The following is an 11567-nucleotide window of genomic DNA, read 5'->3' as shown; positions in this document are numbered from 1 at the left end:
GAGCATCCTGGAACGTAAATCAACATTCTTTTTTTTAGTAGACTTTAAGTGGCGAGACTTTTTTGCTTCTTTAAAATATCTCTCTTTCTTTTACTTCAAATTCTTTTCGATATTCATTAGGAGTCATGCCTACCATTTTTTTGAATATTTTCCGAAAGTATTTATCGTCCTGGTATCCAATTTCTCCTGCTATTTCATATATTTTTAAGCGTGGAAATTTAAGTAATTCTTTTGCTTTATTCATTCTAATTCGTACGATATAATCTGATAAATTTTCACCGTAAATTTGTTTAAACTTACGCGAAATATATTCTCTACTTAAATAAAATTTCTCAGAAAACTCTTGTAGAGAGATTTCTTCTGAATAATGATTTTGTATATAGTAAGCAATTTCTTCGATCGTATTGAGTTCTTTGGCTGGTCGTCCTATTTGATGTAAAAGTGAACTAACTCTTTCTCTTTGAGCTAGTAGGAAATCTTTTAGTTCGAAATGTCCTCGAATATTCCAATAAGCATCGATACTAATTTTATGTAAAGTTTGTATTGAATTCTTCGTGATCCATCTATTTAAAAATAACTCGAATTCCTGATGCCAATTTTCTAATTGAGCGTATGAGAAATAATTGAATTCTTTCAAATGATTTACAATCCGATTTATGATTTCATCAAAAAATGAAATATCGTTTTTCTCCATCATTTTATCTAGTAATTTTAATAATTCGATAGCATTTAATCCTTTTTGCTCCTGTATGTTTGCTTTTAAATAGACGGGACATTCGATCATTTCAAGCAAATTGAATTCATGTATAATCTGCTTTGCTTCTATGTAAGCATCCTGCAATGTTTCTACTTCATACTGTCCGCTACTGGAAATATGAAATGGAAAAGGAACAACTGTCATTAATATTTCTGATAGCTGTTTATTGAAATTTTCAACATGTTCCCCCCAATAGATCATACAGACCTCTTGTTTTGCATGAATATTTCTAAATGCGATACCCACATTCTTGTTTTGAAGAATTTCATTTACAACATTTAAAATAGCAAAATAACACAATTCTTCAGACCATATACCGATAAACGCTTTTAAATTTCTTAATTTAATGACGGACACATGAACGGATGTAATAGATGTTTTCTCTACACCTGTTAGAAGATTTCCATCGTATTCGTTCCCGATAATGGCATTACTTAAATGTTGATCTCGATAAAAAGGTAATATTTCATCCAATTTCCTTGTATGTTTGATTGATTCTCTTCGCTCTTGGTCTTCTTTGTTCCATTCTTCAACGACTTTACTAATCGTTTCATTTAATGTGTCAGGATCGATTGGCTTTAATAAATAATCTGAAGCTCCATTTTGAATTGCTTCTCTCATAAACTGATAGTCTTCATATCCAGTTACTACAATGATTTTACTCGTTAATTTTTCTGACTTAATCCACTTTAATAATTCTCTTCCATCTAATTCGGGCATCATCATATCTGTAAAGATGATTTGTGGACGCTCACTTATGATAATGTCCTTAGCAATTCTTCCATTTTCAGCTTCAAATATTTCCGTTGTATTTATTTCATCCCAATTCGCTAATAATTTGATCCCTTCTCTTACATGGGTTTCATCATCAATAATTAACACTTTCATTTTCTATTGCTCCTCTATCTACATGTAGTGGCAAATATATTGTGACAATGAAATGCTCATGCTGTTTACTCTCTATAAAAAACTTACCTTTTTCACCGTAATATAATTGGATACGGTCATTAATATTCTTTAATCCGATACTTTCCTTTTGATTTTTCGCCTGATTCATTAGCGAAAATTGAATCTTCTCTAATTTTTTTTGATCCACTCCAACACCGTTATCGATTAACTTTATACACATCGTGTCAAAATCAAATTGACTAATCGAAATTTCTAGCTTCCCTAAGTTTTGTTTCCGTTCAAAACCGTGCTTAAAATAATTTTCTACTAGTGGTTGTAACGTCATTTTCGGCATGCTCGTAAAATATAAATGTTCATCAACATTCAATTTATATTCAAACTTCCCGTCATACCTTTCATTTTGTAGGGCTAGATAATCTTTAATATGATTAATTTCATCTACTACTCTGACGAAATCCTCATTATTTCTCATACTATATCTCATGATTTTTGAAAGTGATGTTAATAGCTTATATACTTTTTTTCCATCATTTTTCAAAGATAAAGTACCAATTGACTGCAATGAGTTGTATAAAAAGTGTGGATTTATTTGTGACTGTAGTACTTTAAGCTGATTCGTTTTATTTTCTATTTGTAGTTTATACTCCTTTATGTATAAATCATTTATCTTCTCAATCATTGAAGTAAAGTGTTGACCCAGTTGTCCAAATTCATCATCACCAAGTGAATCAAAAGAAACAGCTAACTCTCCTTCTTCAATACGTTTTATGTTCCGAATGAGTGTATGTATTGGGTTCGTAAATTTTACTGAAACGAGAATCGTAAGTACCGTTACAAAAAGTACAGAAATCGCACCAATTGTTATATTAATGATTAAAATTTTATTGGCATCTTGGTAAAGATTTGTATAAGGAATACTCTTTATGATTGTCCATGTTTTCCCGCTGGCCTTAACTTGATCTGAAACGTAAACACCTTTGAAATGTTTGTTCTTGCCTTCAAAATCATATTGGCCTTTCTCAACCTTCGTATTATTTATTTCCTTATACCAAGAATTGGTTAACTTTTCTCCAATACGATTTCCGTTTGAGGAGTAAAATACATTTCCATCCTCGTCTAGTACATACAAATGCTCTCGATTTTTATCATATATACGATCAAAGATTTCTTTAATACGATCTAACCTAACATCAATTGAGAGAAAACCTAATAACTGATCTGTCGTAACATTCATTAAACGATAATGAAATGAAATGACTTGTTTAGCAGGTTTAACTCGAAAATCAGAAAGATCATTATAGCTTTTAATGTCATGTGTTGATTCAATTTCAACAAACTGCTCATCTTTCATTAATGTCTTATAAATCGGGAAATCCTTAAAGTTCAAGAGCTTACCTCTTCCGCTCACTTTTGCATTGTAGACAGAAAAATCATCTTTCCCCCGTTCGATATAAAGATGCATTTGTTCGATTTCTCTTCGGTTAAAATACAAGTTTAGTAGATTACGATTGATTTCAAATTGATTTTTGTCTATAAACTCTGTAGCACCATTTTCTAATACTTCTAGATAAGGACGGTTCGTGTAAATTGATAAAGGAATATTATTAATTTCCTCAAAGTAGTTTTTTAAATCACTTCCACTTTTGTTGATTAAAACATGATTATTTTTTACAAAACGATTAACAACTGAATTTTTTGTATAAATGTAAATAGATATGATTGAAATTCCAAATGGAATGATCGTAGCTGCTAAAAGAAAAATAATTAATTTAAAACGTATTCCGCGTTTCAATATTTCACCACCTTATCTTCTATATTAAATTAAAAACTAAAAATTTTAAATAATTAGAAAAAAAGAAAGCTAATGATCCTACTCATCAGCTTTCTTTTTTATATTACTTCTTATATTTACTTTTCCATGTAGCATCAAATTCTTTTAGCATTTGCGTCGAACTAGATTGTTTTGCAATATACTTTTGAATTGAAGCTCCAAAATCATTCGTTGCACCATCTGGGAACTTGAACCAGTTCCAAGTTAATGTTTTACCAGCTGCAGAGTACTTTTGGATATCATCTGCAATAGGTCCTAAGTTTGTACCTTTAATTGTTTTTAATGCAGGGATAAATTTGAATTTTTCAACGATGTACTTTTGTCCTGTTTTTGAAGTTACCATCCAGTTTAAGAACTTTTTCGCTTCAGCTTTATTAGCAGAATTTTTATTTACAACCCAGTTATTTGGAACACCTACAGGTAATTTATCCATCGCTGCTTTATCGTTGTTAATTGGCATTGGTAAAACACCAATCTTCATGTTTTTCTTAATTCCATCAATAGTAGTTTGAGTCCAGTTACCTTGTTGCATCATAGCTGCTTCACCTTTTGCAAACTGAGTAACTTGTTTATTGTAGTCTGTAGTTAATGGATTTTTATTACCATATTTAACAGTTAAATCTAGTAATTTAACCCACTCTTTAAACTTCTTATTATCTGAAATTTTTACTTTACCTGAATTTACATCTTTAATGAATTGATCAGGATTTGATTGTTGTGCAAACGGAATATTAAGTAAATGAATACCTAGGATCCACCACTCTGCATACCCTACAGAAAACGCTGTAATCCCTTTTGCTTTAAGCTTTTTACTAGCTGCTTCTAATTCAGAAATTGATTTTGGCAAAGTTGTAATGCCAGCTTTTTTGAATAAATCTTTATTATAGATAAAACCATAACCTTCAGTATTCATTGGCATACCATAAAGTTTACCATTCATCGTCATAGGTTTTTCAGTACCTTTGTAAAGGTTTTTTACCCATGGTTCTTTTGATAAATCTTCTAATTTATCTTTCCATGTAACTGCTTCTTGGAATCCACCATTGTTAAAAATATCTGGCCCTTTTCCTTTTGCAAATTCCGCTTTAAGAGCTGCTCCATAATCCGCTCCTCCACCAACAGTCGTTACTTTTACTGTTACGTTTGGATAAGCCTTATGGTAATCCTTTGCCATCGCTTCAAAATCTTTTGCAATTTCAGCTTTAAATTGGAAAACATTTAATGTAACTTTTTTACTACTTGTTGCTTGTGTTGTACTTTTTGCAAATGCGCCATTTGCACCGACTGAAGTTAATAGTACAAATGATGCTGATAGTGCAGCTACAGCTTTAATTGCTTTAATCTTCACTTTAAAACCCCCATTTTTTTAAAAAATATTATGAATACGTTTACATTATACTTGTAAAAGTTTTCCTACATAGATAGTTAAAATTGACCTATTGGGTGGAAAAAATTGATGATATTTTCTAAGTCCAATATCACTTAATTGAACCACTCGTAATTCCTTTAATAATATGTTTCTGTGCAGCAAAGAAAAAGATTAGTAGAGGAGTAACCCCTAAAATTAAGCCAGCTAATGCTAAATGCCATTGCTTCATATAGGCACTGAAGAAATAGAAAGTAGATAATGGAATAGTTCTTTGTTCCTCACCTAAAACTAGGGACGGCAATAAAAAGTCATTCCAGATCCATAGTGTATTTAATATTACAATTGTGACTGTAATCGGTTTTAATAATGGAAAAACTACCTTCCAGAAAACCATAAAGGGCGAGCATCCATCAATAATTGCAGCTTCTTCTAATTCAATTGGAATTGTTTTAATAAAACCGTGATATAAAAAGATAGATAAAGCAGAGCCAAATCCCAAATACATCACAACCAATCCCCAATGACTTTCTATTAAATGTAATTTATCTCCCACTTTCATCAATGGAATCATGATCGATTGGAAAGGAATGACCATTGCTGATACTAATATAAAAAACAATACTGCTGATATTTTATTCTTTGTTCTAACCAGTTTGTATGCCGCCATTGAACAAAACACAACAATCACCAAGTTACTAGCAATTGTAATAATCAGCGAATTGAGAAGAGCTTTTCCAAAATGCATAATTTTCCATGCTTCTTTGTAATTCGAAATATCCAAGGACTTAGGTAAAGCAGATGTATTTGAAAGAATGTCCGCAAACGATTTGAATGAATTAACAATTACATAATAAAAAGGGACTAAGAATAACAATGCGATTAAGATAGCCAGAATTTCTAACGAAAATAGATTAAATGTGTACTTTTCCTTTTTCATCACATCTCTACCTCCCTTTTCTTAGATAAATACACTTGAACAATCGTAATAACAGATACAACTACGAAAAACACAATTGCTTTTGCTTCTCCAATTCCGAAATTATTATTCGTAAATGCTTCTTTGTAAATATTATAAGCTAGCATTTCTGTCGATCCGAACGGGCCACCACCCGTCAATGATAAATTCGTATCAAAAATTTTAAAAGACCAAGAGATTGTTAAAAATAAGCAAACAGTAACCGCTGGAGCAACCATCGGAATCGTAATTTTCTTTAAAACTTGAAATCTATTCGCTCCATCAATTTTAGCTGCCTCAATTAAATCATTTGGCACACCTTGCAATGCCGCTACGTAAATAACCATAATATAGCCTGCACCTTGCCACACAGCGACTATGACGATTGCCCAAAATGCTCCATTAGCTGTCCCAAGCATCGCAGTCTCTAAAAATTTTAACTTTAATATACTTCCAAGCGAGATTAATCCCTGATTAAATATGAATTGCCAAATAAAGCCTAGTAATAAACCACCAATGAGATTTGGCATAAAAAAGATTGTTCGCAAAATATTCCGTGACTTTAATGCCTGCGTAACTAATAAAGCCAATCCAAACCCCACTATATTCGTTAAAATGACGGCAATTACAGTATATTTTGCTGTCAATTTAAAGGAAGCAATAAAAGCTAAATCATCCTTAAAAATATACTTATAGTTGTCTAAACCTACCATTTTTATATGTCCAGTAATTCCATTCCAATCAGTAAATGAATAATAAATGCCCATTATAAAAGGAACCAATACAATTGCTATAAATACTAGATAAACAGGTCCAACAAAACTAAAAAAATTTAACGCCTTTTTTAATTTTTTTCCACCCGCTCTTTTCACCCTTTTATTTCCCTCAATAACGGATTCATTTGAAACCTTGTTTGTTTCCAACATATAACCACCTCCAACTTCATCTTAATTTACCAACGAAATAGTGAAAACAGAATGGTTTGAACAATAGGGTGGAATATATTGACTAATATTTATTTTTCTATGAATCTACAAAACAGATTGATTAACAAATCTTTTGACTCTCCCTCACCCACACGGAAATCGAACCAGAATCACTGTGATGAATCTGAAGACTCATGGATGGCTAACGCATGCTTTAGTTGAACAAAAAAAGAGGATGATTCTTAATAGATCATCCTTTTTTCACGTTATAACAGCATAGTAATATAAAGAAAGGATATTTTTGTTTTCCTATTGAATAGATATATTATCGTAATCGCATTATTTTCAATGAAGGAGAAATATATGAATATAAATTCGAATCCAAAAATAATCATTTCACGAACTTCTCAATATGTTAATAAATTAAGAAGTTACAAAGTTTATGTTGATAATAAAGTGGTAGGTAAAATAAAAGACGGTGAAGAATTAACCTTAGAAGTAGCACCTGGAAAACACTCTATCTATCTAGAAATTGATTGGTGTAAAAGTAATAATATAAAGTTCGATAGTATGCAAAATGAAATTACACAGTTTAACTGTGGAAGTAATATAAAAGGGAGTAAAATCTTATTCACATGTTTCTATTTATTCTCAAAAAACAAGTGGGTATATTTACAAAAAAGTTAATAATGTAGAACTAAGCTTAAGTATGTATTATATAAAACTATTTGAAAGGACTTATCAGTATGGCTTTCAAAAACAATAGCCTAGCAAATATTATGCACCGTACGATTTCAGAAGATAATACCTATTACTTCTTGAATAATTTCGCTTCTATTATAGTTAGTGGAGAAGAGACAGATGGGGCATTTGGAATTGTTCTTTGTCACGGAATACAAGGCGGTGGACCACCACTACACATCCATGAATTAGAAGATGAGTCGTTTTATATTTTAGAAGGTGAATTAACTTTTAGAGTTGGTGATGAAACGATTCACGCTAAACAAGGAGACTATGTGTTTGCTCCACGTGGAATTCCCCACACCATTAAAACAATTTCCGAAACTTCAAAAACACTTGTAACATCTTATCCAGCAGGTTTCGATCGTTTTGTTAAAGAATTAGGTATACCTTATACAAAAGATTTTGTGAAACCAGATGGTCCACCCTCACCTGAAACAATAAAAAAACTAATTGAAGTATCCAAGAAATATAAAATTTCTTACCCAAATTTAGAATCTTAAGCCAAACCCACTCAAGCAATTTTGTAGCTCCTGTATCGTAAATCAACAAACCTCTTTACTATGAGTAAACAAACAAAAAACCGCCTATTTACATAGACGGTTTTTCCTATTTATATATGAATACAGATTTATAACATCTTAAGATGCACTCTTACTAATCTCAGTATCCCTTTGATCTCTTTGATAATTTACAATAATAATCCCCGCTGTTACCATCATCAAACCAATAAATACTAGATAAGACAAAGCTTCGTGAAGCATAAAAGATGATAACATAACACCAAAAACAGGTACTAAAAATAAATACATTGAAACTTTACCAACCTGATTATATTTCATCACATTATTCCATAAAATAAAGCCCACGGATGATAAAAGTGATAAATAAAGTAACATACCAAAAGTTACTAAATTAAAATGAAACGGTAAAAAGCCTGCAGCTATACCACCTATTAATAATAAGCCAAACGATCCCATCATCATTTGATAAGCAGTCAAATAAGCTACGTCCACTTTTTTTGCTGCTTCCTTTGCAAAAACATTTCCGTAACCGCCAAATGCCATCGCAATTAATAATAATATTTCACCTATACCTAAGTGCAACGAAAGTGTTCCTTTCGTTATATTTACAATAATAACACCAGCAAATCCAACTGTAACACCTAGTATTTTTTTGAATGATAATCGATCATTCTTATACATAAAATGTGCGGCTAGAAGTTGAAAGAACGAAGTAGTTCCTGCGATAATTGATCCTTGAACACCTGTTGAGTAACTTAGACCAATGTAAAAAAGTACATATTGTAAAAAAGTCTGAAACAGCCCTACTTTCCCAACAATTAGCACTGTATCCCGTTTAAATGTTAATTTACGACCGAGCAGCGTAAAAAATATTAAGATTAAAATCGAAGCCAAGAAGAATCGATAGCCTGCAAATAGCATTTGCTCCCAAATGTCAGTTTTCCCAATATCTAAATGTTCGTAACTAAGCTTAATAAATGGAAAAGCACTTCCCCATAAAAATGTTGTAATAATAGCTGAAGATATAACGCCAAATGGATGTGTAAAAAATTTTTTAGCTGTCACAGAATTCCCCTCCCTTTCTCTTCTATATTTGATAGTAGAACGTTTATAGATCCTAATCCAATGTCAATCTTACTACATTTATAATTTTTTTTGATTAAATTTGCTTAATTTTTGACTTTTAAGCAAATAATTTCATCACACTTGTTGGAATATGGTAATATATATTTAATAAGAATTATTTTAATCTAGCTACATGATTCTTTTTCAACTTAGAAACTATATATTATGGAAAAACCAACTTATAAAAGTATGCTGCTGTCCTAAGGACGGCAGCTTTCGTCGTTTTATAAGGGTAGTGAATTTGATTATTTTTCTCAATTGCATAAAAAGAAAGGGGTATTATTATGGAAGCAAGTACAAAAGTATCAAATATACAAAGTACATATGAAGCCGATCACGAAGCTTCATCTAATTTTCTTACAAAGCACGGTGAACTAATTGCCGCTTTATTTTCAGGGGTTTTAATATTAATTGCTTCATTTGTAAACGACAAGCATTCAACTTTATCTATCTCGTTATATGTGTTGGCTTTTTGTATAGGTGGTTTTGCTAAAGCGAAAGAAGGTATTGAGGATACAATCGCTGAGAAAGAACTAAATGTTGAAATGCTAATGATTTTCGCAGCAATCGGTTCAGCTATTATCGGATATTGGACTGAAGGCGCAGTATTAATTTTTATCTTTGCTTTAAGTGGAGCACTTGAAACTTATACATTAAACAAAACAAATCAAGAAATATCTTCTCTATTATCTTTACAACCTCAAACTGCCATTCGTATGAATGGAGAATTAGAGGAAGTTGTAAGCATCAAGCATTTAAATCTTGGTGATTTGATTCTAATTAAGGCTGGTGAACGAATTCCTGCTGACGGTCAAATTATTAAAGGTGAAACATTAGTAGATGAATCAGCTCTAACTGGAGAATCCATTCCGGTTGTTAAGGCTTTAAAAGATGAAGTTTTCGCAGGTACAATTAATATTAAAGGTACTTTAGTTGTAGAGATTACGAAACATAGTGATGAAACACTTTTCCAAAAAATTATCAATCTTGTTCAAACAGCTCAAAGTGAAAAAACACCTTCTCAACAGTTTATTGATCAATTTGAAGGTGTCTACGTAAAAGGTGTTTTAATCGCAGTATTCATTATGATGTTTTTACCTCATTTCCTTTTAGATTGGTCATGGACAACAACTTTTTATCGCGCAATGATTTTATTAGTAGTTGCATCACCTTGTGCATTAGTAGCATCGATTACACCTGCTGTGCTATCAGCAATTTCAAATGGCGCTAAGTCCGGTATCCTTGTTAAAGGTGGTATTCATTTAGAACGATTGGCCGTTTTAAAAGCGATTGCCTTTGATAAAACTGGAACTTTAACTTTAGGAAAACCAGAAGTTACTGGATTTGAAATGATTAATGAAATGGACCGTGTTGAATTATTATCAATTATTGCTTCAATTGAACGTTATTCTACTCATCCACTTGCTGCAGCAATTGTTGATTATGCTACTAAACAAGGGGCTACTGTATCTACTTCTTTTGAACAGATTGATGATCATGCTGGTTTTGGTGTATCTGCAGTCGTTCATGGTTCAACATACCGAGTTGGAAAAAAAGAATTTGTCACTGTAAAACATAATCCTTTTATCCATTTTGAAGAAAATGCTGAAAAAGAAGGAAATACAATTGTTTATGTAGGAACTGAAGACACTTTAATCGCTATCTTCTCTTTAAAAGATTTAGTACGAAGTGAAACAAAAAATGCATTAAAAACTTTAAATAAGTTAGGTGTCCAAACAGTTATGATTACTGGGGATTCTGAACAAACTGCAAAAGCTATAGCTGCAGAAAGCAAAATTAATGAATTCTTCGCTTCATGCTTACCTGATGAAAAAGTAACGATCGTTAAAAAACTGAAAGATCGTTATGGTCAGGTGGCAATGGTCGGTGATGGAATTAATGACGCTCCAGCGCTAGCTACTGCAAATGTAGGTATTGCAATGGGTGGCGGTACTGGTGTCGCATTAGAGACTGCCGATGTTGTATTAATGAAAAATGACTTAACAAAGATCTCAAAGGCCATTACATTATCAAAGCGTATGAATAAAATTGTTAAGCAAAATATCATTTTCTCATTAACAGTGATTACTTTTTTAATTTGTTCAAACTTTTTACAAATCATTGATCTACCTTACGGGGTTATCGGACATGAAGGTAGTACAATTTTAGTTATTTTAAATTCATTAAGATTATTGAGAAATTAATAATAAAAGCGCAAAGTACGATGATCTATTCATTGTACTTTGCGCTTTTTTACTTAATGATAATCGTTATGTCCGTTTGCTGAACCACTCGTTTTATGTTTTGGATGAGAACTACTTTTTTGTTTTTTGTTAGACTTATCATTATGGTTTTGTTTGTTATTACTCATGAACATTCCCTCCCTTATTTGAAGTCTTTTATAGTTTATCTAATCAATAAAAGACTACT

9 protein-coding genes are annotated in these 11567 nt (G+C 31.7%); 3 read left to right on the top strand and 6 right to left on the bottom strand.

The features are described from left to right. Positions 1-70: 70 nt before the first annotated feature. The 5 genes from CAB05_RS17080 to CAB05_RS17060 all read right to left on the bottom strand — a co-directional run bounded on the left by CAB05_RS17080 (position 71) and on the right by CAB05_RS17060 (position 6747). Positions 71-1645 carry a response regulator transcription factor gene (locus CAB05_RS17080; RefSeq protein ID WP_088002056.1) on the bottom strand — a complete coding sequence of 525 codons (1575 nt, stop codon included), beginning with the start codon at positions 1643-1645 and terminating at the stop codon, positions 71-73. Next, positions 1626-3458, bottom strand: a complete 1833-nt coding sequence (locus CAB05_RS17075) for a sensor histidine kinase (RefSeq protein ID WP_088002054.1) — start codon at positions 3456-3458, stop codon at positions 1626-1628. Before CAB05_RS17075 ends, CAB05_RS17080 begins: the two co-directional genes overlap by 20 nt. 103 nt (positions 3459-3561) lie before the next feature. Next, complete coding sequence (locus CAB05_RS17070; protein ID WP_088002052.1) at positions 3562-4845, bottom strand: ABC transporter substrate-binding protein; 1284 nt, start codon at positions 4843-4845, stop codon at positions 3562-3564. A gap of 130 nt (positions 4846-4975) precedes the next feature. Then, positions 4976-5803: a carbohydrate ABC transporter permease gene (locus tag CAB05_RS17065; protein ID WP_088002050.1), complete on the bottom strand. Its 828-nt coding sequence runs from the start codon at positions 5801-5803 to the stop codon at positions 4976-4978. Next, the gene (locus tag CAB05_RS17060; RefSeq protein ID WP_088002048.1) at positions 5803-6747 is read right to left on the bottom strand and encodes a carbohydrate ABC transporter permease; all 945 of its coding nucleotides are present in this window, start codon (positions 6745-6747) and stop codon (positions 5803-5805) included. Before CAB05_RS17060 ends, CAB05_RS17065 begins: the two co-directional genes overlap by 1 nt. Positions 6748-7059: 312 nt before the next feature. On the opposite strand from CAB05_RS17060, the gene CAB05_RS17055 reads away from it, so the two are divergent. Beyond that, a complete protein-coding gene (locus tag CAB05_RS17055) occupies positions 7060-7434 on the top strand; it encodes a hypothetical protein (RefSeq protein ID WP_142283120.1) in 375 nt (124 codons plus the stop codon). Positions 7435-7493: 59 nt separating this feature from the next. Further along, on the top strand, positions 7494-7991 hold the full coding sequence (locus CAB05_RS17050; RefSeq protein ID WP_088002044.1) for a quercetin 2,3-dioxygenase: 498 nt from the start codon (positions 7494-7496) through the stop codon (positions 7989-7991). Between the two features lie 138 nt (positions 7992-8129). Here the strand turns inward: CAB05_RS17050 and CAB05_RS17045 are convergent, their stop codons facing one another. Further along, a complete protein-coding gene (locus CAB05_RS17045; protein WP_088002042.1) occupies positions 8130-9077 on the bottom strand; it encodes a DMT family transporter in 948 nt (315 codons plus the stop codon). Between the two features lie 344 nt (positions 9078-9421). On the opposite strand from CAB05_RS17045, the gene CAB05_RS17040 reads away from it, so the two are divergent. Then, positions 9422-11341, top strand: coding sequence for a heavy metal translocating P-type ATPase (locus CAB05_RS17040; RefSeq protein WP_088002040.1), 1920 nt, complete (start codon positions 9422-9424; stop codon positions 11339-11341). Positions 11342-11567 lie beyond the last annotated feature (226 nt).

This window comes from Gottfriedia solisilvae (genome assembly GCF_002128405.1).
In the GTDB taxonomy this organism is placed as follows: domain Bacteria; phylum Bacillota; class Bacilli; order Bacillales; family Bacillaceae_G; genus Gottfriedia; species Gottfriedia solisilvae.
Note: the sequence above shows the minus strand (reverse complement) of the source record. Positions and strands in the feature narration are given on the sequence as shown.

Excerpts from the sequence above, each read along its gene's own strand:
- CAB05_RS17080 (WP_088002056.1), bottom strand. The coding sequence starts at position 1,645 with ATGAAAGTGTTAATTATTGATGATGAAACCCATGTAAGAGAAGGGATC.
- CAB05_RS17065 (WP_088002050.1), bottom strand. The coding sequence starts at position 5,803 with ATGAAAAAGGAAAAGTACACATTTAATCTATTTTCGTTAGAAATTCTG.
- CAB05_RS17060 (WP_088002048.1), bottom strand. The coding sequence starts at position 6,747 with ATGTTGGAAACAAACAAGGTTTCAAATGAATCCGTTATTGAGGGAAAT.
- CAB05_RS17050 (WP_088002044.1), top strand. The coding sequence starts at position 7,494 with ATGGCTTTCAAAAACAATAGCCTAGCAAATATTATGCACCGTACGATT.
- CAB05_RS17040 (WP_088002040.1), top strand. The coding sequence starts at position 9,422 with ATGGAAGCAAGTACAAAAGTATCAAATATACAAAGTACATATGAAGCC.